Annotated in this window: 29 protein-coding genes and 1 tRNA gene; 9 read left to right on the top strand and 21 right to left on the bottom strand. The window is 39.1% G+C overall.

Annotation, left to right across the window (positions count from 1 at the left end; all coding sequences use genetic code 11):
- Window positions 1-4 precede the first annotated feature (4 nt).
- On the bottom strand, window positions 5-184 hold the full coding sequence (locus ACTJJG_RS06515) for a hypothetical protein (protein WP_002118942.1): 180 nt from the start codon (window positions 182-184) through the stop codon (window positions 5-7).
- A 208-nt stretch (window positions 185-392) separates the two neighbouring features.
- Here ACTJJG_RS06515 and ACTJJG_RS06510 point away from each other — a divergent pair, with 208 nt between their 5' ends.
- Window positions 393-1,628, top strand: a complete 1,236-nt coding sequence (locus tag ACTJJG_RS06510; protein WP_002118408.1) for a pyridoxal phosphate-dependent aminotransferase — start codon at window positions 393-395, stop codon at window positions 1,626-1,628.
- Window positions 1,629-1,680: 52 nt separating this feature from the next.
- On the opposite strand, the gene ACTJJG_RS06505 is transcribed toward ACTJJG_RS06510, so the two are convergent.
- Window positions 1,681-2,523 (bottom strand): DMT family transporter, encoded by an 843-nt coding sequence (locus tag ACTJJG_RS06505; RefSeq protein WP_002118781.1) that lies wholly within the window; start codon window positions 2,521-2,523, stop codon window positions 1,681-1,683.
- Window positions 2,524-2,761: 238 nt separating this feature from the next.
- Between ACTJJG_RS06505 and ACTJJG_RS06500 the strand changes: the two genes are divergently transcribed.
- Window positions 2,762-3,199 carry a PaaI family thioesterase gene (locus ACTJJG_RS06500; RefSeq protein WP_032063319.1) on the top strand — a complete coding sequence of 146 codons (438 nt, stop codon included), beginning with the start codon at window positions 2,762-2,764 and terminating at the stop codon, window positions 3,197-3,199.
- A gap of 15 nt (window positions 3,200-3,214) precedes the next feature.
- Here ACTJJG_RS06500 and ACTJJG_RS06495 read toward each other — a convergent pair whose 3' ends face one another.
- Window positions 3,215-3,646, bottom strand: a complete 432-nt coding sequence (locus ACTJJG_RS06495) for a hypothetical protein (RefSeq protein ID WP_032063320.1) — start codon at window positions 3,644-3,646, stop codon at window positions 3,215-3,217.
- Window positions 3,647-3,687: 41 nt separating this feature from the next.
- Entirely contained in the window at window positions 3,688-3,834 is a 147-nt protein-coding gene (locus ACTJJG_RS06490) for a hypothetical protein (protein WP_079381033.1), read from the bottom strand.
- Between the two features lie 46 nt (window positions 3,835-3,880).
- Between ACTJJG_RS06490 and ACTJJG_RS06485 the strand changes: the two genes are divergently transcribed.
- Window positions 3,881-3,956, top strand: a tRNA-Asn gene (locus ACTJJG_RS06485).
- Window positions 3,957-4,124: 168 nt separating this feature from the next.
- Here the strand turns inward: ACTJJG_RS06485 and ACTJJG_RS06480 are convergent.
- The 13 genes from ACTJJG_RS06480 to ACTJJG_RS06420 form a co-directional block, all read right to left on the bottom strand.
- Entirely contained in the window at window positions 4,125-4,883 is a 759-nt protein-coding gene (locus ACTJJG_RS06480; protein ID WP_032035927.1) for an SDR family oxidoreductase, read from the bottom strand.
- A 251-nt stretch (window positions 4,884-5,134) separates the two neighbouring features.
- Complete coding sequence (locus ACTJJG_RS06475; protein ID WP_032055220.1) at window positions 5,135-5,779, bottom strand: tRNA-(ms[2]io[6]A)-hydroxylase; 645 nt, start codon at window positions 5,777-5,779, stop codon at window positions 5,135-5,137.
- A gap of 6 nt (window positions 5,780-5,785) precedes the next feature.
- Window positions 5,786-6,511 (bottom strand): pyridoxine 5'-phosphate synthase, encoded by a 726-nt coding sequence (gene pdxJ, locus ACTJJG_RS06470; RefSeq protein ID WP_002118629.1) that lies wholly within the window; start codon window positions 6,509-6,511, stop codon window positions 5,786-5,788.
- 13 nt (window positions 6,512-6,524) lie between these two features.
- Window positions 6,525-7,238, bottom strand: coding sequence for a DNA repair protein RecO (gene recO / locus ACTJJG_RS06465; RefSeq protein WP_016140294.1), 714 nt, complete (start codon window positions 7,236-7,238; stop codon window positions 6,525-6,527).
- Window positions 7,239-7,247: 9 nt separating this feature from the next.
- Window positions 7,248-7,451 (bottom strand): NF038104 family lipoprotein, encoded by a 204-nt coding sequence (locus tag ACTJJG_RS06460; RefSeq protein WP_005067833.1) that lies wholly within the window; start codon window positions 7,449-7,451, stop codon window positions 7,248-7,250.
- Window positions 7,452-7,468: 17 nt separating this feature from the next.
- Window positions 7,469-8,491 carry a GTPase Era gene (era, locus tag ACTJJG_RS06455; RefSeq protein ID WP_079381034.1) on the bottom strand — a complete coding sequence of 341 codons (1,023 nt, stop codon included), beginning with the start codon at window positions 8,489-8,491 and terminating at the stop codon, window positions 7,469-7,471.
- 11 nt (window positions 8,492-8,502) lie between these two features.
- The gene (gene rnc / locus ACTJJG_RS06450) at window positions 8,503-9,195 is read right to left on the bottom strand and encodes a ribonuclease III (protein ID WP_005067830.1); all 693 of its coding nucleotides are present in this window, start codon (window positions 9,193-9,195) and stop codon (window positions 8,503-8,505) included.
- Window positions 9,167-9,541 carry a DUF4845 domain-containing protein gene (locus tag ACTJJG_RS06445; RefSeq protein ID WP_017480576.1) on the bottom strand — a complete coding sequence of 125 codons (375 nt, stop codon included), beginning with the start codon at window positions 9,539-9,541 and terminating at the stop codon, window positions 9,167-9,169. Before ACTJJG_RS06445 ends, rnc begins: the two co-directional genes overlap by 29 nt.
- 24 nt (window positions 9,542-9,565) lie before the next feature.
- Window positions 9,566-10,393, bottom strand: a complete 828-nt coding sequence (lepB, locus tag ACTJJG_RS06440; RefSeq protein WP_002118456.1) for a signal peptidase I — start codon at window positions 10,391-10,393, stop codon at window positions 9,566-9,568.
- 75 nt (window positions 10,394-10,468) lie between these two features.
- A complete protein-coding gene (lepA, locus tag ACTJJG_RS06435; RefSeq protein WP_002118606.1) occupies window positions 10,469-12,286 on the bottom strand; it encodes a translation elongation factor 4 in 1,818 nt (605 codons plus the stop codon).
- Window positions 12,287-12,469: 183 nt separating this feature from the next.
- Window positions 12,470-13,018, bottom strand: coding sequence for a GNAT family N-acetyltransferase (locus tag ACTJJG_RS06430; protein WP_032063840.1), 549 nt, complete (start codon window positions 13,016-13,018; stop codon window positions 12,470-12,472).
- Between the two features lie 21 nt (window positions 13,019-13,039).
- The gene (locus ACTJJG_RS06425; RefSeq protein ID WP_005073148.1) at window positions 13,040-13,492 is read right to left on the bottom strand and encodes an acyl-CoA thioesterase; all 453 of its coding nucleotides are present in this window, start codon (window positions 13,490-13,492) and stop codon (window positions 13,040-13,042) included.
- Between the two features lie 122 nt (window positions 13,493-13,614).
- Window positions 13,615-14,991, bottom strand: a complete 1,377-nt coding sequence (locus tag ACTJJG_RS06420; protein ID WP_005067820.1) for a Do family serine endopeptidase — start codon at window positions 14,989-14,991, stop codon at window positions 13,615-13,617.
- A gap of 230 nt (window positions 14,992-15,221) precedes the next feature.
- On the opposite strand from ACTJJG_RS06420, the gene nadB reads away from it, so the two are divergent.
- Window positions 15,222-16,865, top strand: a complete 1,644-nt coding sequence (nadB, locus tag ACTJJG_RS06415; protein WP_372552550.1) for an L-aspartate oxidase — start codon at window positions 15,222-15,224, stop codon at window positions 16,863-16,865.
- 62 nt (window positions 16,866-16,927) lie between these two features.
- Here the strand turns inward: nadB and ACTJJG_RS06410 are convergent, their stop codons facing one another.
- The 4 genes from ACTJJG_RS06410 to pabC form a co-directional block, all read right to left on the bottom strand.
- Window positions 16,928-17,344, bottom strand: a complete 417-nt coding sequence (locus tag ACTJJG_RS06410; protein ID WP_000842533.1) for a PaaI family thioesterase — start codon at window positions 17,342-17,344, stop codon at window positions 16,928-16,930.
- Between the two features lie 136 nt (window positions 17,345-17,480).
- Window positions 17,481-18,080, bottom strand: a complete 600-nt coding sequence (gene tmk, locus ACTJJG_RS06405) for a dTMP kinase (protein ID WP_032055218.1) — start codon at window positions 18,078-18,080, stop codon at window positions 17,481-17,483.
- A 9-nt stretch (window positions 18,081-18,089) separates the two neighbouring features.
- Entirely contained in the window at window positions 18,090-19,160 is a 1,071-nt protein-coding gene (gene mltG / locus ACTJJG_RS06400) for an endolytic transglycosylase MltG (protein WP_440608918.1), read from the bottom strand.
- A 1-nt stretch (window position 19,161) separates the two neighbouring features.
- Window positions 19,162-19,974 carry an aminodeoxychorismate lyase gene (gene pabC / locus ACTJJG_RS06395; RefSeq protein WP_002118496.1) on the bottom strand — a complete coding sequence of 271 codons (813 nt, stop codon included), beginning with the start codon at window positions 19,972-19,974 and terminating at the stop codon, window positions 19,162-19,164.
- Between the two features lie 263 nt (window positions 19,975-20,237).
- On the opposite strand from pabC, the gene ACTJJG_RS06390 reads away from it, so the two are divergent.
- The 5 genes from ACTJJG_RS06390 to ACTJJG_RS06370 all read left to right on the top strand — a co-directional run bounded on the left by ACTJJG_RS06390 (window position 20,238) and on the right by ACTJJG_RS06370 (window position 24,752).
- The gene (locus ACTJJG_RS06390) at window positions 20,238-21,245 is read left to right on the top strand and encodes a sulfate ABC transporter substrate-binding protein (RefSeq protein WP_001212602.1); all 1,008 of its coding nucleotides are present in this window, start codon (window positions 20,238-20,240) and stop codon (window positions 21,243-21,245) included.
- A gap of 30 nt (window positions 21,246-21,275) precedes the next feature.
- Window positions 21,276-21,884 carry an RBBP9/YdeN family alpha/beta hydrolase gene (locus ACTJJG_RS06385; protein WP_032055214.1) on the top strand — a complete coding sequence of 203 codons (609 nt, stop codon included), beginning with the start codon at window positions 21,276-21,278 and terminating at the stop codon, window positions 21,882-21,884.
- Between the two features lie 80 nt (window positions 21,885-21,964).
- Window positions 21,965-22,798, top strand: coding sequence for a sulfate ABC transporter permease subunit CysT (gene cysT, locus ACTJJG_RS06380; RefSeq protein WP_032055212.1), 834 nt, complete (start codon window positions 21,965-21,967; stop codon window positions 22,796-22,798).
- Window positions 22,795-23,679 carry a sulfate ABC transporter permease subunit CysW gene (gene cysW / locus ACTJJG_RS06375; protein ID WP_002118746.1) on the top strand — a complete coding sequence of 295 codons (885 nt, stop codon included), beginning with the start codon at window positions 22,795-22,797 and terminating at the stop codon, window positions 23,677-23,679. Before cysT ends, cysW begins: the two co-directional genes overlap by 4 nt.
- 11 nt (window positions 23,680-23,690) lie before the next feature.
- Complete coding sequence (locus ACTJJG_RS06370) at window positions 23,691-24,752, top strand: sulfate/molybdate ABC transporter ATP-binding protein (protein WP_002118816.1); 1,062 nt, start codon at window positions 23,691-23,693, stop codon at window positions 24,750-24,752.
- The last annotated feature ends 26 nt before the right edge of the window (window positions 24,753-24,778 follow it).

The raw sequence follows: 24,778 nt of genomic DNA, 5'->3' as shown, positions 1-24,778 counted from the left end.
AAAATTAGCGTTTTCCCATAGAACGACGCGTACCACGTGGAGGCATCCATGTTCTATCCGCATATTGCTCTGGTTTTGGACGCACTTGGTTGTGTACCGCATCATCTGCTTGATTGCTTTCATTCGGCATTGGGAATGGCAATTTCACCAAAGCCTTTTTCTGTTTTGGCTGTTGCTCAGTCATGATTCATTCTCGAAATTTCGATTGCGACCTATTATAAATGATTTTTATCATTTCTTTTCAAAAAAGCTTCAATTGAGTAAAACAGCAACAAGAATCTTCTTAAATTAAACTTTTTTACATCTAAAAATACCCGTATCCGCAAATTGCTTAATTTTTGCGATAAGATAGTATGCTTTTTATTTTTTAATCCCATAAGAGGAATATTGCCGTGGACGTACGTCTTTCTGATCGTGTCAATGCTATCAAACCGTCCCCTACACTTGCTGTAACAAACAAAGCTGCTGAACTTAAAGCTGCTGGCAAGAACGTGATTGGTTTAGGTGCTGGCGAGCCAGATTTTGATACCCCTCAACACATCAAAGATGCTGCAATTGAAGCGATTAATAATGGTTTCACCAAATATACGGCTGTAGATGGTACTCCTGGGTTAAAAAAAGCAATTATTGCTAAGTTCAAGCGTGATAATAATCTTGATTATCAAGCGAACCAGATCTTGGTTTCTTGTGGTGGTAAACAAAGCTTCTTTAACTTGGCACTTGCTCTATTAAACAAAGGCGATGAAGTTATTATTCCAGCACCTTTCTGGGTAAGCTATCCAGATATGGTCATTATTGCTGAAGGTACTCCAGTCATTGTGAAATGTGGCGAAGACCAACGCTTCAAAATCACTCCTGAACAATTAGAAGCTGCTATTACACCTAACACTCGTTTAGTTGTATTAAACAGCCCATCTAACCCAACAGGCATGATTTATAGCAAAGCTGAATTAGAAGCTTTAGCTGAAGTTTTACGTCGTCATCCACAAGTATTTGTTGCATCTGACGATATGTATGAACCGATTCGTTGGGAAGATGAGTTCTACAACATCGCAACTGTTGCACCTGATTTATATGACCGCACGATTGTTTTAAACGGTGTTTCTAAGGCATATGCAATGACAGGTTGGCGTATTGGCTATGCAGCCGGTCCAGCGAAAATCATTGGTGCAATGAAAAAGATCCAATCACAGTCAACTTCTAACCCAACTTCTATTTCGCAAGTTGCTGCTGAAGCTGCATTGAATGGTCCACAAGACGTTTTACAACCTATGATTGAAGCGTTTAAACGCCGTCATGACTTAGTTGTAAATGGCTTAAATGATATTAAAGGTATCTCTTGCTTACCTGCTGATGGCGCTTTCTATGCCTATGCAAACATTCGTCCTCTTATTCGTGCAAAAGGCTTAAAATCTTGCACAGAGTTCTCTGAATGGTTACTAGAAGAAACTGGCGTAGCAGTTGTTCCTGGTGATGCATTTGGTTTAGGCGGTTTTATGCGTATTTCATATGCAACAGCTGACGAAGTACTCGTTGATGCGTTAGCACGTATCAAAAAAGCTGCTGACTCAATTGAAGGTGTAGACGCTGCTATTGCTTCAATTGAAGCTGAAAAAGCTGCGAAATAATCTGCATTTTGCATAAAAAGGGTTCTCTTGAGAGAACCCTTTTTTAATTCACTTATGCATTTTTGGCTTTTTGAGGTCTTATATAAATGACTAATAAAATTCCAAATAAAACCATAAAACTCGATAAAATCACTCGCCCTGTCACAGTCTCATTTACAAATAGGCTTCCACCTATAATCGCCAAACATGGCACACTTAGCTGTACTGTACTCGCTGTCACTCGATCAATATGCTTCAAAATTGCATACCAGAGTACATAAGCCCCGCTTGAAGTGACACCGCCCGACAAAATCGCTAAGACCCATCCTTGCATGTCAATGTAGCGATCTTGGGCAAGTAATACATTCGCCAACAAAACCATTGGCACAGCTAGCGTAAAATTTGCCAACGTACTACCAATCGGTTGTGTCATATTACGACCAGCAATGCTGTATCCTGCCCATGCCAACCCAGATATCACCATAATTAGAGCATATCCCCAATCAGGCGCATGAGTATCGGGTAATAACAAAACAATGATTCCAGCCAAAGCAATACATAAGCCTATACCACGGTATATGCCAATCTGTTCACCCTGCCAATAGCCATAAAGCACCATAGTCAGCTGTACAACCCCAAACAATAAAAGAGCACCAATACCAGCGTCGATCTGAAGATAAGCATATGAAAATGCCAAAATATAAACCGCTAGAAAAAATGCGTTTTTTAAACTCCATTGGACTTTGGTTTGAGACGATTTTGAATATAAAAACAGTCCAAATAAAACAACCGCACCACTTCCCACTCGTATTAGACTAAAAGTCATTGGGTCAATATGTCGGCCAACCAAAGCCAAACGACACAATACAGAATTTGCTGCAAAAGCCGCCATTATGAGTGCAATTTTAAAAAGCATTGTCCTTATGCTCCTGTTATTTCTTATAGTGTAAAAGAAGTCTTTCTTATCTATCTAATTCATTATGCAACTCATTTAATTCAATTTTTATAATAAAGGAATTTTATATTAAATGGACAAGTTTTTAAGATTCAACTTATCAGTTCAATCTTTAACTCTAGAATTGACTTATCGATGACTTAATAATAGGCTAATATCAAGTTCTATTTTAGAACCTAAAGAATTAAAGGACCCAAAAATGAAAAATCCGATGGAAATGACTGGCCTTGAATTTTTACAAGCAATGATAGAAGGCCATATTCCACCTGCCAGCATTAGTAAAACAATACCTATGCAACCTACTGAAATTTCAGAAGGATCTGTTACTTTTAAAGCTCAAGCAGATCATAACCATTTAAATCCACTCGGTGGCGTACATGGCGGTTTTGCTGCTACAGTTCTAGATTCAGTGACTGGCTGTGCAGTACATACGATGTTACCTGCGGGTGTAGGTTACGGCACAATCGACCTTAACGTAAAAATGTGCCGCCCTATTCCCCAAAATCAGGCTTTAATTGCAACAGGCAAAGTTATTAATTTAAGTAAAAATTTAGGTATTTCTGAAGGAAAGATTATTGATGAGGAAGGTAAACTGTATGCCTATGCAACAGCAACCTGCATGATTATTCGTTCATAATTATTAAAGGCAGCCTTAAACCGCTGCCTTTTTTATTAAGTCATCTGAATTATCTGGACGTTCACAAGTTTGTGCAATCACATACGGCGCCCAAATATTTTTAAGTTGAAGTTCTATAATTTCTTGATGCTCTACAGACCAAGCTAAAACTTTATTTTTACCCAAAAATAACTCCCCTTCTAATTGAAAAATATATAAAGATTCAGAAGAGTTTAGTAGTTTCGAGCTTTTTAAAATCTTAAGTGAATTATGCACATTCCATTTAGCGCTAAACCAAAGCTGCAATAAATCGCCTAAATATAAATCCTGCTTTTTGAAAGGATAAGCATTAATCCATGCACCTTCTACAAGTGTGTAATAAGATTCTGATTGATTTAAGATATTGAGATAATTGTGTTGATAGAAATCAAAATTAGAAAAAATAGAAGCGATCGTAAGCGTTTTCATACTTATCTCCGATTTAGCCATTTTAGTGCTGGCAAGTTGGTTTAAATCCACACTGTTTGGATTTCTCCAAACGCTTGTTCTTTTTTGAATCTAGCAATTGATTTTTTAAAGTGCAAGTAATTTCTTAACTCATCACTCAACTGATCAAATAAAAAGCATACGACACAAAAATGAAGTAAACATGACAATTTAGACTTGACCCTTCTCAAAATCTCCTTATAATCGCATGCAGATTCTCCCATAGCTCAGTCGGTAGAGCGACGGACTGTTAATCCGCAGGTCCCTGGTTCGAGCCCAGGTGGGAGAGCCAAATACTAAAAAGCCCGCAGCATTAAAGCGGGCTTTTTTTTGCCATAAATTTATCAATAACTATAAAAAATCCTCTATCAGCAGATAGAGGATTTAATTTTTTCTTAGAGTCTTTATTAGGTTTAACGCTCTAACCTAACTCGAAAGAATATATTTTCTTCTTAAATTATTATTCCACTTCAACCACTTTTAAAGGATTAAAAGATTGAGTGGTCGGCATCATTTCAATACGATTAATATTAATGTGTGGAGGTTGGGAAGCAATCCAAGCTACTGTATTTGCAATATCTTCAGGCAAAAGTGGATTCTTTTTATCATATAGACTGTTTACTTTATCCTCATCACCTTTAAAACGCACAAGAGAAAATTCAGTACCTCCACACAACCCTGGTTCAATGTTAGTTACGCGCACACCAGTACCAGCCAAATCAGCACGAAGATTTAGACTAAATTGCTCCACGAAAGCTTTGGTTGCCCCATACACATTGCCCCCTGGGTATGGATATGTGCCTGCGATAGACCCCATATTAATAATCAAACCTGATTTTTTCTTTACCATACTTGGCAAAATTAATCGGGTAATCGTAACAAGCCCCTTAACATTGGTATCAATCATCGTGTACCAATCATCTAGATCTGATTTATCTGCTGGTTCCAATCCTAATGCCAAACCTGCATTATTCACCAATAAATCAATTTGGCCGATTTGAAATTCGGCTGGCAAATCAACCAATACTTTATTTATATTTTCTGCCGTATCTGTCATGTCAAATACTAATGGGTAGAATTTTTCACCAAGTTCTTGTTTTAGTTCTTCTAGTTTTTCTGCTCGTCTTCCGCAACCAATAACGTTATATCCTAACTCAATCAGTTTTTTTGAAATGCTATAACCAAAACCCGCTGAGGCACCTGTAACTAATGCTAACATTCTTATATCCTTAGAAATGATCAACTATTTCAGTTGAACTCATGATGAACATATCAGCCTTTATATTTACACAATATTTATTATTAGCCTAAAAAAATAAAAGTTTTTTAAAAATTTTAAGAGAAATTAAAATCTATAAAAAATATATTTATTAAATAATTATATGCATTAAAAAACTAAAAGCAGAACATGCTTACCTAATAAAAAAGTTTACCGTGAAAGGTAAACTTTTTTATTTGAGACATCCAAGACTAAGCAGGAATACCACTATGAAAACGGAAAGTATTATCTGGGGTTAAAATCAGATTCTTTTCAACTTCACGGATATGATCAATTCGCTGCTGAATATCCTCTTTAGGATCTTTCATTTTTGCAGTTTTTGCTACATCAAGCGCAAGTGCGAGATAGTCTTCAAAATGACGAGACTCTGACTTAAGCAAGTATCGATAATAACGTCCTAACTCATCATCTACACGCGGAGCAAGTGCATAAAAACGCTCACATGAACGAGCCTCTACGAATGCCCCAATCACCAGCACATCAATTAAAGCTTCAGGCTCATACGTACGAATCTCTTTACGCAACCCACCTGCATAACGCCCAGCACTTAAACCAGTCCACTCTTGACCGCGCTTAGCCATAAGCTCAAGTACTTGTTCGTAGTGAAGCATTTCTTCTCGTACAAGTTGAGCAAGTTTTACTTGTAAGTCAGGAAAGAAGCTATAGCGGAACATTAAGTTCATTGCTGTACTAGCAGCTTTCTTTTCACAATTAGCATGATCTTGCATCAAGATATCTAAATTATTGATTGCCTCATCCAACCATGCATTTGGTGTTTGACATCCTAAAAAGGCCACCACAGGTTGCATTAATTCATCGTAATTGATACTCGACATAACCAACTATCCTGCTGCCTGAATCGCTGTTTTCATATCTTTAACCGCTTGAACCAGACCTACAAAAACACTTTCAGCAATAATTGAATGACCAATGTTTAATTCATGAATTTGTGGAATAGCTGCAATTGGCGCAATATTTTTAAGGTTAAGGCCATGACCTGCATTTACAACCAAACCTTTTGAAGCTGCATATTCAACACCTTTGATAATACGCTCTAACTCGGCTTGTTGATCTTGCTCTGTTTCCGCATCTGCATATGCACCTGTATGCAACTCAATCGTAGGTGCGCCACACGCAACTGCTGCATCAATTTGGGCTAAATCAGCATCAATAAATAATGATACGTCGCAACCAATGGCCGCTAAAGTTTGAGTTGCAGCTTTAACTTTTTCAAAGTTACCCACTACATCCAAACCGCCTTCAGTTGTTACTTCTTGGCGTCTTTCTGGAACAAAACACACGTGCTGCGGCTGAATTTCTTTCGCAAACTCGACCATTTCATCAGTAACAGCCAACTCTAGGTTCATACGCGTTTTTAATAATGGACGCATGCGGCGTACGTCATCATCTTGAATATGACGACGATCTTCACGCAAATGCAAAGTAATCCCCTCTGCACCCGCTTCTTCACAAATAAGAGCAGCTTCTACAGGGTCTGGATAAGTAGTACCGCGCGCCTGTCTCAAAGTAGCAACATGGTCTATGTTTACACCAAGCAATGCAGCCATAAATAAATCCTAATTACGATTGAGTTTGAGTATTTTGAATCCACAATTGTCGACTTTTTAGGGGACGATCTCCTAAAAGCGATGTAATCATTTGACGGTATAGTTTACCTAATAATTGCAATTGTTCGTGAGAAAAATCCTGGCCTTGCTCATAATCCAACATAGATAAAATTGCTTTACCTGACAATGAAGAACGACTTGCCTGAACAACGGGCGCAAAACCTTCCGTCACCTGAAATTGATAAAACTGGTGAGCCTGTATTGGCTGTTGTTGAGTATCAATTGAGAAATCAATCGCGTAACCCAGCTCAGGAAGCAAAACATGTTCGAACTGGCGCAAAATCTGTCTCAGAAAAAGATCAGGATTTTCGTGGGAAGATAATTGCTGTAATTGAAGCAAAGTTAATTGATATTGCTCAAAAGTTTGTGGCATTGCCTCTTCTAATGGGCAAAGTCTAAGAACAATTTCATTTAGATAAAAACCAGCAAAAAAAGCATCACCAAAAAAGAAAACAGGCTGATTTAATATTTCCAGCTTAGTAAAATTTTTGAGTTCACTTTTACCTGTGGCTTGCAGTCGAATAGGTTGATATTGAGGGGGCGGAGTCTGCCTTAAGATGCCATCGACTCGCCCATATTCCTGAGTAAAAAGATGCACAATATGACTTTTTTCACGGTACTTACGGTGATGAATCATATATCCATGGAGGACTTCATTGCGCATCATAAAAAGAATCTATTCCTCAGATTCTTTTTCTTTTTTATCATCCTCATCATCACCGTCAGGAATAACAGCACCTACAACAGCTGCTGTACCTTTAACTACACCTTTAGTAGTTTTATAGGCGATACCTACTGGTACGGTTACAAGCTTATATACACAACCTTGTAACATCAATGTACATCCAACTATAGCGATTAATGATGTAATTGTTTTCATACCAGCATCCTTATCCTTTAGATATCACTGTATCCTAAGCTTTTGAGAGCTCGCTCATCATCAGACCAGCCACCCTTCACTTTTACCCAAAGTGTGAGCATAATTTTTTGCTCAAACATTTTTTCCATGTCTTTACGAGCATCCATACCAATCGTTTTAAGCTTGGCACCTTTTTCACCAATCACAATGGCTTTTTGACCAGCGCGGTCTACAAAAATCGTTGCATCGATATAGGTACAAGCCGGCTTTAAACGACCAGTTTTTTCATTAACAGTTGCTTCTTCTGTTTTGAAAGATTCAATTTGTACTGTTAAATCATAAGGAAGCTCTTCACCCAACTGACGCATAATTTTTTCGCGAATAATTTCACTTGCTAAGAAGCGTTCAGAGCGGTCAGTAATCTGATCAAATGAATACAATGGTGGTTGGTAAGGAAGGTATTTCTCAATCGTTTCACTCAAGTGTTCCAAGTTTGCACCACGCAAAGCAGAAACAGGAACAATCTCAGCAAAATTCATAAGTTTGGCACGTTCTTGAATGAGAGGAAGAATCTCTCTTTTATCTTCAAAAGTGTCCGCCTTATTAATGACCAAAATAACCGGCATTTCAGCGTTCTTGAGTTTTTCAAGCACTAAATCGTCATTTTGAGTCCACTTATAAGCATCGATAACGAATAAAACTAAGTTAACGTCACGTAATGCAGAATGAGCAGCACGGTTCATCATTTTATTAATAGCACGCACTTCTTTTTTATGCATACCTGGGGTATCTACATATACCGCCTGCATCTTTTCGCGCGAATCAATACCAATAATTTTATGACGTGTTGTTTGAGGTTTACGCGAAGTAATAGAAAGTTTTTGACCCAATAAATGGTTCATGAGGGTAGATTTACCCACATTTGGACGCCCCACAATCGCCACAAATCCGCTCTTAAAATCCGAAGGGATTGTTACGCCTTTGGAACTAAAAAATTGATCAATCAGATTATTAGGATCTTGGTTTTCATTTGAATCTGGATTGATTTGATCAGAATGCATCGACATGCAGGTTATTGCTCCAATAACTTTAAAATTTCCGCCGCTGCTGCCTGCTCGGCAAAACGACGACTTGAACCCTCACCATAAATCTTCGGTAAACCATCTACCACACATTCCACTTTAAAGTGCTGATGAGGTGCATCACCCTGAATATCTACAACCTCGTAAACAGGGAGAGGTTTTTTACGTGCTTGTAGATACTCTTGTAAACGTGATTTCGGATCTTTGAGTTGATCCGTAGGTTCTATATGGTCTAAATAGGGTATGTACCATTTTAGCACAATATCTTTAAGTAAGTTGAGATCACCACTATCAAGATAAATTGCACCAATAATCGCTTCTACCGTATCTGCTAATATTGACTCACGATGATGACCACCAGATTTCAACTCGCCTGTACTTAATATTAAACACCGACTAAGTTGCAAATCGGTTGCAATCTTACCTAACGCTTCTTGGCGAACTAAGGTCGCACGCATACGCGTGAGACGACCTTCATTTTCATTTGGATAGGCATGATATAGATAATTGGCGATTATCATGCCTAATAATGAATCACCGAGAAACTCTAAGCGCTCGTAATTGTATTTGTGACTCACCGAACGATGAGTCAAAGCTAACTGTAACAATTCAAGCTGCTTAAATTGATATCCGATTCGACTCAGTAAGCGAGGATCACTTAGTTTGAACTGATGTTTTATCAAAACTCTTCTCAAATGTTAAAACTAAATCAATATTGAATAAGAAAGGTTTTCTTACTTCATATTTCTTTTTGACCGTTAGACCTGACTGATTAAACACTTGAGCGATCTCTTTAAAGTGGAGATCACGAATATTGTTCATTTCGAGTCGCTGATCCATTTGTGCTACAAACTTTTGTGGTGTGATCTCAGAAGAGCTTTCTTGTAAAAGCTCTTCTATCTGATTATTAATCAGCCGATCATCCCAATATGCTGGCCAAACTGCAAGTACAGCTTTTACTGCAATCGCAAATATAACCACCCCAAATAAAATTGCTAAATACGAAGTACCCTGTTGTGCCTTACGCATTTCTTTTTTTCCTAATGGTTGTTTTTAATCTATTTTTCCATTTCGGCTAAAGTTAGGAAGGTGTAAACCCGGTTCTTTATGCATCCACACGTAGAATGCTCGTCCTGTTAAGTTTTCTTCAGGAACGAACCCCCAGAAACGACTGTCTGCACTTTGATCGCGGTTATCCCCCATTGCAAAGTAATGTCCTTTTGGTACAGTCACTTCCCAATATAAACCGTCTTGGTTCGCATATTTACCATTTTCAACATAGTTGATAAACGGTGCTTGGCGCGCCACATTTACGCCTTCAAGCTCACGCATCGTAAAGGTATGCTCACCAATCGTCTCTTTATGATAAATAGACGTTGGCGTATCCATCACATCTTTTTCACGACTGAACTGTGTTAATACTTTCGGTACTTTTTTCCCGTTAATAATCAATTGCCCATGGTCATAAACAATATGATCACCAGGTAAACCGATTACACGTTTAATATAGCTAATAGTCGGTTGAGGTGGATAACGGAATACAATTACATCACCACGCTTCGGTTCGCCTACATCAATAATCTTCTTATTAACGATAGGTAGACGTACACCATAATCAAATTTATTCACCAGAATAAAATCACCAGTTTCTAAAGTTGGCACCATAGAGTCCGATGGAATATTAAATGGCTCATAAAGAAATGAACGAAGCACAAGTACTACAGCTAAAACTGGCCAAAAGTCATAGGCCCATGTAATGACAAAATTTTCGTTCCCGCGTCCTTTATTTGCACGCTGTTTTAATACAAGTTTATCTAACAACCACACTGCAAATAGAATCAGCGTAACTGGAACAAGAATTAAATTAAAATCAAAATCCACATGACCTCACTCGCAGCCTCGCTGCTTGTATTACAGTGGGGAAAAGAAATTGTTCACTTCCCCCACCCTCATTTCTTATCTTTCTACTTTCAATACAGCCAAGAACGCTTCTTGTGGAATTTCAACACTTCCCACTTGTTTCATACGTTTCTTACCTTCTTTTTGTTTAGAAAGTAGTTTTTTCTTACGCGAAACGTCACCACCATAACATTTTGCCAATACGTTTTTACGCATCGCTTTTACGGTAGAACGGGCAATAATTTGCGCACCGATTGCTGCCTGAATAGCAACATCGAACATTTGGCGAGGAATTAAGTCTTTCATTTTCTCAACCAATGCAATACCACGATGACGTGCATCATTACGGTGACAAATCATAGCCAAGGCATCAACCTTTTCGCTATTAATTAACACATCAACCTTAACTAAAGCTGAACTTTCAAAACGTACAAAGTTATAGTCTAAAGATGCAAAGCCACGAGAGCATGACTTTAATCTATCAAAGAAATCCATAACAACTTCAGCCATCGGGATTTCAAAAGTAATAGAAACTTGGTTACCCAAGAATTTCATATCTTTTTGTACACCACGACGTTCGATACAGAGCGTCATTACGTTCCCTAAATATTCTTGAGGAACAAGGATATGACATTCAGCAATTGGTTCACGCAAATCTTCTACAGTCGATCCATCCGGCATTTTTGATGGACTATCGATGTAAATCGTTTCGCCTTTCTTAGTTAATGCTTCATAAATTACGGTAGGTGCAGAACTGATGAGGTCAAGATCGTATTCACGCTCTAAACGCTCTTGTACAATTTCCATGTGCAGCATACCTAAGAAGCCACAACGGAAACCAAAGCCTAAAGCATCCGAACTTTCTGGTTCAAAGAATAAAGCCGAGTCATTGATCTGTAATTTTTGTAATGCTTCACGGAATGGTTCAAAGTCACTCGCATCAATAGGGAAAAGACCAGCATATACTTGCGGTTTAACCTTTTTGAAACCCGGTAAAGTTGCAACGTCTGGTGTAGAAGCAAGAGTAATCGTGTCACCTACTGGTGCACCAAAAATATCTTTAATACCCGCAATAACAAAACCTACTTCACCAGCTTCAAGAATATCTGTTTCGGTATGCTTAGGATTAAACACACCTACAGAAGTGACCGGATGAGTTTGCCCTGTCGATTTAACCAACATTTTGTCGCCCTTGCGGATACGACCTTGTTTAATACGAACAAGAGAAACTACGCCTAAGTAGTTATCAAACCATGAGTCGATAATTAATGCTTGTAATGGTGCTTCACGATCACCTTCTGGCGCCGGAATAACATCGACTAAACGCTCGAGTACACCTTCAACACCTAAACCAGTTTTTGCTGAACAGGTTGGTGCATCTGTCGCTTCAATCCCGATAATTTCTTCAATTTCATGAATTACACGTTCAGGTTCAGCCTGTGGTAAATCAATTTTATTTAGAATAGGAAGAACTTCTAGACCTTGTTCAATTGCTGTATAACAGTTTGCAACTGATTGAGCTTCAACACCTTGTGCAGCATCTACAACCAGTAGCGCACCTTCACATGCAGCTAATGAACGAGAAACTTCATAGGAGAAGTCAACGTGCCCTGGCGTATCAATAAAGTTAAGTTGGTATTCCTGACCATTTGGATGGGTGTAATACAGCGTGACAGAAGCGGCTTTAATGGTAATCCCACGTTCACGCTCAAGCTCCATTGAGTCTAAGACCTGAGCTTGCATTTCACGATCTTGTAGACCACCACACATCTGAATAAAACGGTCAGCCAATGTAGACTTACCATGGTCAATGTGGGCAATAATCGAGAAATTTCGTATATTTTTGATATCGACGGATTTTTTAGCTTGCGCCATGGGTTACCTTGAGAAAATATAGAGTGCTATGTAGCTTGTTTTAATACACAGCCAAAGCGGTTAAATAAATTGCGTGAGATTATAACAGATTGCCGATATGAAAAAGATATAAATTCTTTCTTTTAAAAAAGCTTTTTAAACTTCTCAACATAACGATCTATTTCTCTTTGAAGAGTACTTAAATCAGAACAGTTTTAGCTCGAACTTAAGTAGACTTGCAGATAAATTATTACCTGTCTCATTAGCTATATCCCCAATCAATTCAAATCCGAGTTTCTGCACGACTTGTTGAGATCTAATGTTCTGTTCAAATATTTCAGCCCAAACATATTTTATTTGTTTTTGGAATAATCTCTCTTGTTTCAAATACTGGATGAGCCCTACTAGAGCCTCTTGCATATATCCCTCACCCCATGCATTAGGATGAAGTTCATAACCAATGACAACCGCAAAATCATCATCACTCTGTTTGATAGTATTTACACCACATGTTCCCAACATACTTCCATCTTTTTTAAGACGAATAGCATGCCTAAAACCTAGCTGTTGATTCCATTTTTTATGCATTTTTTCAATTAAAGCCCCAGCTTCTTCTAATGAAGTAAAGGCTTTTAAATCATAAAATTCGAGTACGCTTGAATTTGAAAATAAGTCAAAGACAAAATTTTTATCAGCTTCTGTAAGATCACTTAAGATTAATCGATCGGTTTCTATGGAAAATAAATTCTTCAAATTCCAGCCTCTCTTTTTTACTTACTTATCATACGAAACGGTAAAATCGTAAGGGTTTATGCTTGAGTCAAGCGGCTTGTATGCATGGGTAAAAGTTGGCGACATTCGTTTTGGACGTCCTGTAGCAATTTCAATACATGCCCATTTGGTATTCCCAACAAATAATACGGCCTGATCTGATGGACGAAAAAACACATACTGGCGGAATGAATAAAGTGCATTAATGTCATCTAACCATGTACGTAACACAATTTGTTCGCCTTCAAATGCAGCTTTACGATATTGCACATGATGCTCAACCGCGACCATGGCGTGTTTTAACTCAAGATATTTAGTTACCCCTACTCCCAAAGTTTCAACATGAGCAGCAGCTACATCCTGCATCCATTGAACATACATTACGTTATTTACATGCCCTAACGCATCAATGTGATGTGGCTGCACCTGAATATGTAAATCAAAAATACTACTCACAAATGAACACTCTTATTTATTAACCTTAAAACTGAAATAAGTGTAGGTAGATATCGCTAAACGCTCAAGATAAATAACAAAAACCACCCATTTTCAGGGTGGCTTATTGATTCGGTTGAGGATTATTGAATACGTAAACCAAGCATTGCGCGCTGTCCCTGACGAATAATAGCAACACGTGCTACGGTATTTTTCGGCAAGTTAGAAACAACTTTTGCAAAATCCTGACTATTCAAAATCTGGTTATTATTGACTTGAGTAATCACATCACCCGGAATGATATTTGACAGTGACGCTAAACCACCACGGCGAACATCTTGTACATAAATACCGCCTTTTACGCTCAACGCATTTTTTTCCGGTTCAGCTAGATCACGAATACTCATGCCTAAAACTGGCCCCTTAGATGCAGCACCTTGTGCACCAGTAGCAGGTGTTTCATCTGGTGCAGTCGTTAAAGTCGCTGAAATATTGCGTGTTTTATCATCACGTAATACTTCAAACTGAACGGTTTGATTTGGCTGTACTTTGTTTAATGCATAGAGTAAATCACTCGTACGGAGCACAGGTGCACCATTTAGTTTTAAAATCACATCTCCGGCTCTTAATCCTGCTTTTTGTGCAGGTGAGTTCGGAGAAATTTGAGTAATTAAAGCACCTTCAGGTTTTGGTAATTTGTAGGCATCAGCAAGGTTTCGATCAATATCTTGCATCATCACACCAAGATAAGAGCGTGTGACTTTACCTTTTGTTTTAAGCTGATCGGCAACATCCATTGCTACATCAATCGGAATAGAGAAAGACAAGCCCATATAACCGCCAGTACCACTAAATATTCGAGAGTTTACCCCGACCACTTCACCATTTTGGTTAAACAATGGACCACCAGAGTTACCCGGGTTTAAAGCCACATCAGTTTGAATAAACGGCACCGAAGTTTCACCGCTCATGTTTCGTGATTTTGCGCTGACAATACCGGCCGAAGCTGAGTAGTCAAAGCCAAACGGAGAACCAATAGCTAAAACAGGTTCTCCGACACGTAAGCGATCAACATTTCCTACTCGTAAAGCTGGATAGTTAGTTCCGTTTACTTTTAATAAAGCAACGTCTGTACGCTCATCGCTACCCACTACGGTTGCATCAATTTCACGGCGGTCATTTAGAGTGATGCTAATACGAGAGGCATTTTCAATCACATGGTGGTTTGTAAGCAAATAACCATCTTTACTAATGAAGAATGCACTTCCGTAAGCTGTCTTTTCTTGTGGACCTTGTTGCTGTGGAATGATGACCTGATTGCCAAAGAAACGTTTTAAAATTTCAGGAACTTGCTGCTGCAACAGTTCATCCTGAGTCATTTTTTTTACGACATTTACACTCACGACTGCTGGACTAACTTGTTCAACAAGATTTGAAAAATCAACAGCAGCATTTGCTTGAACAGCAGCAACTGTAAATACCGCTGCATACATTCCTTGTTGTAAATAGCGAGATTTCATTCGGTGCTCACCCACAATTGGTCTACGAGAATAAGGATAAAACTGTTGTATCACAACGCTTTGAGGTTGTGCGTAACAATATGTTTATTTGTAATACGTCATCACAAGGAATATTTTACGCATTGCAACTTTTTAAGCCAATTGCAATTTTTCTCTGAGTTAGAGCGCTTAAGCTCTTGCCTTTTTAGGTAAAAAGGGGTGTCATTAGCGGACGTTTTAAATTGATGCGAATGGACATGCCTAATTTACAGACAATTCACCACTTTGACGTGATTATTGTGGGCAGCGGCGGCGCTGGTTTAAGTCTGGCTTTATCGTTACCAAATCATTTTAATATTGCAGTTTTAGCCAAAGCTGCTCTAACCGAAGCAAGTACCTTTTATGCTCAAGGTGGCGTTGCTGCTGTTCTTGATGAGACTGACTCTATTCAACAGCATATTAATGACACTATGATTGCAGGCGCTCATTTATGTGAAATGGACGCGGTACAACATACCGTAGAAGGCGGCCGCCCTTCTGTTGATTTTCTTTTAAAACAAGGCGTGCAATTTACCTTAGATGAAGATGAACAGCTTCATTTGACTCGCGAAGGTGGTCACTCGCAGCGTCGCATTATCCATTCTGCTGATGCAACAGGCAAAGCCATTTCAACCACTTTGGTTGAACGTGCCAAAGAACGTAAAAATATTACTATTTTTGAAAATTATATTGCGATTGATTTAATCACCTCGCATAAATTAGGTCATACCGATCAAGCGAATCGCGCTATTGGTTTGTATGCCTTAGATGAAAATACGGAAAAAGTTCATACATTCCTTGCACCATTTACCGCACTGGCTTGCGGCGGTGCAATGAAAGCTTATCTGTACACATCTAATCCAGATATTGCCACAGGTGACGGTATTGCAATGGCTTATCGTGCAGGTTGCCGTGTAGCCAATATGGAATTTAATCAGTTCCATCCAACTTGCCTGTACCATCCACAAGCCCGCTCTTTCTTAATTACTGAAGCTATGCGTGGTGAAGGTGCTTATTTGCGCTTAACTGATGGCGAACGTTTTATGTTGCGTTTTGATGATCGTGCAGAACTGGCTCCTCGCGATATTGTGGCACGTACCATTGACCATGAAATCAAGCGTCTCGGTATTCGTCACGTGTGGTTAGACATTACCCATAAATCACCTGAGTTTATTAAAGAGCACTTCCCTACACTTTATGCACGATTGCTTGAGTTAGGTATCGACATTACCAAAGATATGATTCCTGTAGTTCCAGCAGCTCACTATACATGTGGGGGTGTGGTGGTTGACTCAAATAGCCAGACGGACATTGAAGGTCTCTATGCGATTGGTGAAACGTCTTATACAGGCTTACATGGTGCAAACCGTATGGCAAGTAACTCATTACTTGAGTGCTTTGTTTACGGTATGAGTGCGGCAAAAGATATCGAAAATAAATTTGATGAAAACTTCAAATTACCTGAAGTACCAACTTGGGATGACTCACAAGTAACCAATCCAGATGAAGATGTTGTGATTTTACAAAACTGGGATGAGTTACGTTCGACCATGTGGAACTACGTTGGTATTGTCAGAACCACAAAACGTTTAGAACGTGCTTTACACCGTATTGAAATGTTAAAGCGTGAAATCACGGAATATTATCAAGACTATCGTGTTAGCAAAAACCTGATTGAGCTTCGTAACCTTGTTTTAGTATCTGAAATGATTGTTCGCTGTGCCATGCAACGTAAAGAATCACGTGGTTTACATTACACGCTTGATTATCCGGAAACTTCCAGCGAGATTCGTAAAACTGTTTTGACTCCTCCAAATTTTGCAGTAGAACAGCCATTGGTAAATACCGACATTTAAGCTGTTCTTCTACTCTACAAAAAAGCACAGCTCTGGCTGTGCTTTTTTATTTGCTTTGATATTTATGCTCTAGGTGGGATTGAATAAGTCGCGGTCACATGCGCAACGGGTTCATCCAAACCGACTGAATAAATCCAGACTTCCCCAACAACCAAGCTCTTTCCGACCTTCATGAGTTTACATTCACTACGTAAGTCTTGATCACCTGCGGGTTTTCTTAAAAAATTAATATTAAAGTTGGTGGTTACGGCTAAACCAACAATACCGATCTCACCTAATATCGCAATATATAAGGCAAAATCAGCTAATGTCATCATGGTTGGACCAGATATGGTGCCACCAGGGCGTTGATGCCTTTGATCGACATGATAATAAACAACTGCAGCTTTGGGGGTGACTGATTCAATCGTGCAATGTTCAAGACTTGGTGGAAATTCCTTTTCAAGAAATGCCACGATTTCTTCTTTTGAGCTTTTCATCCTTGTTATTCTTCAATCTATAAATCATATGTAAGATAGCATAAGAAAATAACAGATATTTTCTATGACGTTTTAAATCAGAATTAGCGTCATTTTTCACCACTCCCAAAAATATGAGAGTGGCTAATCCGATGGCCTATGCTAAATATTGTAGAGCTTGCTCAAACACCTGATCTGGACTTTGTGTAGCATCTAAACGTTTAATACGCTCAGGCTCAGCTTTCCATAAGGTTTCATAACCTTCACGAACCTTAGTAAAGAAGCTTAACTTTTCTTGTTCAAAACGGTCTAAAGCTCCACGTTCACGTGCACGGTTCATACCAAGTTCAATCGGTGCATCTAACCAGAAAGTCACCTCCGGCATGCGTGAAACGAAGTTCTGATTTAAAAGTTGTAATTTATCTTGGCTTAAACCACGGCCAGAACATTGATAAGCAAAACTCGCATCGGTAAAGCGATCACTTAATACAATTTTGTTAGCTTCTAAAGCAGGCAAAATAACTTGTTGTAAGTGTTGAGCACGTGCTGCATAAATGAGTAATAACTCGGTATCATGACTCATATTTTCATCATGATTCACCGCCAAAAGCATCGAACGAATTTGCTCAGCTAACGGTGTGCCCCCCGGCTCTCGAGTTAAAATAACTTGTTTGCCTTGCTCTTCAAAATGCTGATGAATTTTTCGAATGAGTGTAGTTTTACCTACCCCTTCCGTGCCTTCAAAGCTGATAAACATCTCTTTTCCTTATTTCTTCAATCTCAACACGGATAAATATTCTTGCACAGCTTGATTATGTGCTTGCAAGTCTGCCGTAAATTTATGTCCACCATTACCAGTCGCTACGAAATAGATGTTATTTGAATCATCTGGATGTAATGCTGCTTCAATTGCTTTTTGGCTTGGCAAAGCAATTGGAGTTGGAGGCAAACCATTAATGGTATAAGTATTATATGGTGTTGGAGTACGGAGGTCTTCTCGGGTAATGTTGCCTTTATAATTATTACCCATTCCGTAAATAACAGTTGGATCCGTTTGTAAACGCATACCGAGTTTTAAACGGCGGACAAAAACTCCAGAAACTTGTGTAAGTTCACTGTCTAAACTCGTTTCTTTCTCAACAATAGAAGCCATAATTAATGCTTCGTATTTATCTTTATAAGGTAAATTCGGCGCGCGATTTGCCCAAGCTGTATCTAGAGCTTTTATTTGACGATGATATAAATCGGTAAGAATTTTCTTGTCAGTCTCGCCTTTGGCAAAGAAATAAGTATTCGGCGCGAATAAGCCTTCTGGATGATCGTAAGGAATCCCAAGCGCTTTCATAAGCTGATCATTAGGTAAATCCAATATTGTATTTTTTACATTTTTATCATTTTTGAGTGCAGTAATAAGCTGCTTAAAAGTTGTACCTTCAATCACCAAAACACGATTCATCTGAGCATTATCAGCATCAGATAACATCTCTAACACTTGTCTTACACTCATCCCTTGTTCAATTTCATACACACCAGCTTTCATGCTGTCATGAATCATAAACTTTTGATAAAGCTTTAATACGATAGGAAAGCTAATTTTGTCTTCTTTTGCTAAACGATCAATAAAACCAGAATAAGTTTCCCCAGATGTAATAGATAACATCTGTTTTTTGCCTTCGATAGGATAAGCCTTAAACAAACTTGACCATAAAATGGCAAACGTAAAGATTAAAACAATAAAAAGGCCAATTAGAACCAATCGCTTAGAAAATTTTGGAGCTTGTTTTTTGTTATTTTTCTTGGCGTTTTTTGCTTTCGCATTCACAGGTGGCTTCGGCATATTAATGAATCTGATTTAAGTTAAGGATATGAAATAAATCTATGCATGCCTGTGTATCTAGCGTTTTTTCGCCTAAATGAGTGACCACTCGCATAGGGTTTAAAGCATTACAAAAGAATAGACTTTGTATTTCAGATACTTCATCTAATTCAATCACACGTACTTCACAGGCAATACCATGGTGCTGCATACGCGCCAGAATTTCTGCCCGCATTACACCATGGACGCCATTATAGCGAAGTTCAGGAGTAATCCATCTATCATTTAAACGAATAAAACAATTACTACTGACCCCTTCAACAATATAACCTTGTACATCAGTAACTAATGCTTCAGCCCACCCGAGTTGATCTGCTTCTTTTTTTAGCAATACTTGTTCAAGACGGTTTAAAGATTTAAGCCCGACCAAGCTCGGCATGGTTAAACCTAGGGCCTGATTTAAAACACCGCACTGGATAGAGTCAGGCACAAACGGCTCTAAAGCTTTTGGATAAAACCAGATATAAATATCAGCTTCATGTTTCGGCAAACTATAACCGCGGTCGCCTTCCCCACGACTAATCACAATTTTTAAAGTGCCGTTGAGTACAAGGTTCTGCTTTTGCAGCTGCTGTAAACTCAGTTCGATTAATTCAAAATTTACAGTTAAAGACAGTTTTTGACATGCAAGTTTTAGACGTTGCCAGTGCCTTTCTTTAAGCTCAATCTGATTTTGAAAGACACGAATTGTGGTAAAGCATCCATCTCCATAATGAAAGGCTCTATCTAATAAAGGAATAGTCTCAACGGGTTGCCCATTTTTAAAACACCACATGTTTGCTCCATCCTTTGCTAAAAGCCGCACAACAATACAACACCTTTCATTTAAATAATAAATGATTGATTTTAAAAAATTATACCGATTTCGTATCTGCTTTTGAAACTTGTTATATATCAAGATTTAAGAATAGTTTATCTCTTTTTATTATTTCTATTTTTTTCATATTAAATTCGTTTTTTATTATTTTTTTAGAATAAAGACTAGCGCTATTCTGCGTTCATGTTTTGAACATTTCATATTTTTTGAGGACTTATCTCATGCGTTTTTCTCAATTAAAAGTCGGGGTTATCGCTGCACTTCTTTCTGTTTCGTCATTTGCAGCCCAAGAATTTTTAAACGTTTCTTACGATCCTACTCGTGAGCTATATACAGATTTCAACAAACAGTTCGGTACTTACTGGAAACAACGTACTGGTCAAGATATTGAGTTTAAGCAATCACACGGCGGCTCTGGTAAACAGGCTCGTGCGGTTATCGATGGCTTAAATGCAGATGTGGTGACATTAGCACTTGCAGCAGATATTGATGAAATTGCTGAAAAAGCAAAATTACTTCCAACTAACTGGCAGAAAAAACTGCCACAAAACTCAACGCCATATACATCAACCATTGTATTTTTGGTGCGTAAAGGCAACCCAAAGCAAATTAAAGACTGGGCTGATTTAATCAAACCAGGTGTAGAAATCATTACACCAAACCCGAAAACCTCTGGTGGTGCTCGTTGGAACTATCTTGCAGCCTGGGCTTGGGCAAAACATCAACCAGGCGGCAATGATGCGAAAGCACAAGAATACGTTCGCCAAATTTATAAACATACTAAAGTTCTAGACTCTGGTGCTCGCGGTGCGACGACTACTTTCGCTGAGCGTGGCATTGGTGATGTATTACTGGCTTGGGAGAATGAAGCTCATTTAGCTATTCGTGAACAGCCGGGCAAATTTGAAATTATTACTCCGTCTCTTTCGATATTAGCTGAGCCTCCAGTTGCAATTGTGGAGAAGAATGCAGCTAAAAAAGGCAACTTAACGATTGCTAAAGGTTATCTCAACTATTTGTACTCACCTGCTGGTCAAGAAATTGCAGCACGTAACTTCTACCGTCCGCGTAACGCAGCTGTTCTTAAAAAATACAGCAATGTATTTAAGCCATTGAAGCTTGTAACAATCGACAAAGAGTTTGGTGGTTGGACAAAAGTACAAAAACAACACTTCGATAATGGTGGTGTTTTCGATCAAATCGTGAAAATCAATAGTGCAGAGAAGTAATTCTTTGCACTAAAGGTAAGGAGAACAGACATGATTCACACTGTAATTGTTCCGGGTGTAGGTGGCAGTGAACATCAGCATTGGCAATCTTGGTTGCAGCGTCAACTCGTGTCTAGTTCTCGTGTTGAGCAAAAAAACTGGGATAGACCTGTATTAAGCGAATGGGTTGAGCAATTCGTTAAAACAGTTCAAGCAGCTCAAGCTCCTGTTCAAATTGTTGCACATAGTTTTGGATGCTTAACGAGTGTAGCTGCTTTGGCTGAGCATCCAGAATTAAGAAGCCAAGTTAAGAAACTAATTTTAGTCGCTCCAGCGAATCCGGCACGCTTTGGGGAAGCAGGGTTTGCTCGCCATAGCTTGACCGACTACAAAGATTATTTTCATCAATTAAAAATTGATGTGCCTGCAACGCTACTCATTAGTGAAAATGATCCATGGCTCGGCTTTTTTGATGCGTTACAACTTGCAAAATCATGGAAGTTAAATCCCGTTAATCTTGGTGAAGTGGGCCATATTAATGTTGCCTCAGGTTTTGGGCCATTCCCGGATTTGCTGAACTATTTGATCCCAGAAGATTCGATGTGTAGTCACTCATCTATCGACCCGGTAAAAGCACATTTCTCTCTGAAATTTGCTTAATACCAATCTTTATACCGCACTGTTTATCTTTTTTTATTCGCTTACTGGTTTCAGCAGGCTTTTCTCTTTGAGGAAATATCATGTCGCAGCGATCCCGAGTGCTGCCTGGGTTTGGTCTATCTTTGGGCTTCACCCTCGCCTACGTTTCTTTTATTGTGCTTATTCCATTAGCCGCAGTCTTTATCAAATCATTTGGAATCGGATGGGACGGATTATGGGAAATTTTAACGTCTGAGCGTATTTTGAAATCGCTTCAACTCAGCTTTAGTTCAGCTTTAATCGCAGCATTTATTAATGTTGTGTTTGGTCTGCTTTTGGCTTGGTGTCTTGTCCGCTATAACTTTCCAGGAAAGCGTCTAATTGATGCATTGGTCGATTTACCTTTTGCTCTTCCAACCGCAGTTGCTGGTATTGCACTGACTTCACTCTATGCACCTACTGGTTGGTTAGGTCAATATCTGGAACCACTTGGTATTCAGGTTGCCTATACGCCTATCGGGATTACGCTGGCATTGGTATTTATTGGTATTCCTTTTATTGTTCGGACCGTTCAACCAGTACTCAGCGATATTGAAACCGAACTTGAGGAAGCAGCTTCAGCACTTGGTGCAAATCGTTGGCAGACCATTACTAAAATTATTTTACCCATCTTACTACCTGCTCTATTTACAGGCTTTGCTTTAGCGTTTGCTCGCGGCGTGGGTGAGTATGGTTCTGTTATTTTTATTGCAGGTAACCAGCCATTTAAAACAGAAATTGCACCGCTGATGATCATTTCTCGTCTTGAAGAATATGATTATGCAGGTGCAACGACCATTGCAGCGGTCATGTTAGTTCTCTCTTTTATCATTCTATTTGTCATTAACTTACTTCAAGCATGGGCAAACCGTCGTACAGGGAGAAACATCACATGAATTTACATACCGACAGCAACGCACTTGCTTTGAAGTTACAGTCTCGTGATGCGACACGTGAGCCAACTTGGGTACGTTATACCCTTATTACAATTGCACTGATTTTTTTCCTCAGTTGCCTCATGCTGCCACTCATTTTAGTTTTCGTAGAAGCATTTAAACAGGGACTTGAAGTCTATGTTCAGGCTTTGATTGATCCAGATACCTTATCAGCAGTGAAATTAACATTACTCACCGCAGCAATTGCAGTTCCAATTAATGTGATATTTGGTGTTGCTGCAGCTTGGGCTGTCTCTAAGTTCCAGTTTAAAGGCAAGGCAATTTTAACCACTATCATTGATATGCCTTTTTCGGTTTCACCTGTTATTGCAGGTTTAATGATTGTTCTAATTTTTGGTGCGCAAGGTTGGTTCGGCGGCTGGTTAATGGATCATGACATCAAGATTTTATATGCCGTACCTGGAATTGTTTTAGCAACCATTTTTATTACAGTTCCTTTTGTGGCGCGTGAGTTAATTCCACTCATGGAAGCTCAGGGAACAGAGGAAGAAGAAGCAGCAATTGTACTCGGTGCTTCAGGTTGGCAAACTTTTTGGAAGGTCACCCTCCCTAACATTAAATGGGGTCTGATTTACGGCGTGATTTTGTGTAATGCCCGTGCAATGGGTGAGTTTGGCGCAGTATCAGTGGTTTCTGGTCATATCCGTGGTGAAACCAATACCCTGCCACTGCATGTTGAAATTTTATATAACGAGTACACCTTTAGCGCAGCCTTTGCCGTGTCCTCACTGCTTGCCTTCTTAGCTCTTTTAACACTGATTTTAAAAACTTGGTTAGAGCTACATCAAGATAAACCAGAACCGCATTCAACTGATTCGTAAGGAATGAAATCATGAGTATTCAAGTTAAAAATATTGAAAAACACTTTGGTGCATTCCATGCGCTTAAAAATATTTCCCTAGACTTTCCAGAGGGTGAACTGGTTGCGCTACTTGGACCATCTGGTTGTGGTAAGACGACTCTGCTTCGTATCATTGCAGGTCTAGAGTCAGCCGATGGCGGTCAGGTTTTACTTGAAGGTGAAGATGCGACTAATGTACATGTGCGTGAGCGTCAGGTCGGCTTTGTATTTCAGCACTATGCTTTATTCCGTCACATGACTGTATTTGACAATATTGCCTTTGGTTTACGTGTTCGACCTCGTGCAACCCGTCCTTCGGAAGCTGAAATTAAAAAACGTGTCACTCGTTTACTTGATCTAGTTCAACTAGGCTTTTTAGCAGACCGCTACCCTGCTCAGCTTTCTGGCGGACAACGTCAGCGTATTGCTTTAGCCCGTGCTTTGGCAGTAGAACCTCGCGTGTTATTACTCGATGAACCATTTGGCGCTCTAGATGCCAAAGTACGCAAAGAATTACGTCGCTGGTTACGCAACTTACATGATGAATTGCATATCACTTCAATTTTCGTGACTCACGATCAAGAAGAAGCACTTGAGGTTGCAGACCAGATTATTGTCATGAATAAAGGTAATGTTGAGCAAATCGGTTCACCTCGTGAAGTTTATGAAAAACCTGCAACGCCATTTGTGTTTGATTTCTTGGGTCAGGCAAATCGATTTGAAGGTGAACATACGGAAGGTATTATCCGTATCGGTAATGACCGTATTCAATTACCAACAGCAGTTGAGGCACCTCAAGGAAAAGTGATTGCTTTTGCCCGTCCAGATGAGTTACATATTCACTCGCAACCGCAAGCGAATACCATTGAAGCGACTTTTGTACGTGAAATCTGGATTGCTGGAAAAGTAGTGGCCGAATTACAAGACCGTAATGGACGTTTAATTGAAATTGCTCTGAGCAGTGAAGCTGCAAAATTACATGCATTTAAACCTAATCAAACTGTTTGGGTGAGCGCATCTCAATTGCACTTATTTGCAGACCAAGTTGCTTAAGAAATATATTTGGTGAGGAAATATCT

It is taken from the genome of Acinetobacter sp. 22512, assembly GCF_052044755.1.
Classification (GTDB): domain Bacteria; phylum Pseudomonadota; class Gammaproteobacteria; order Pseudomonadales; family Moraxellaceae; genus Acinetobacter; species Acinetobacter pittii.
This window is presented reverse-complemented; position numbering and strand designations above follow the sequence as displayed.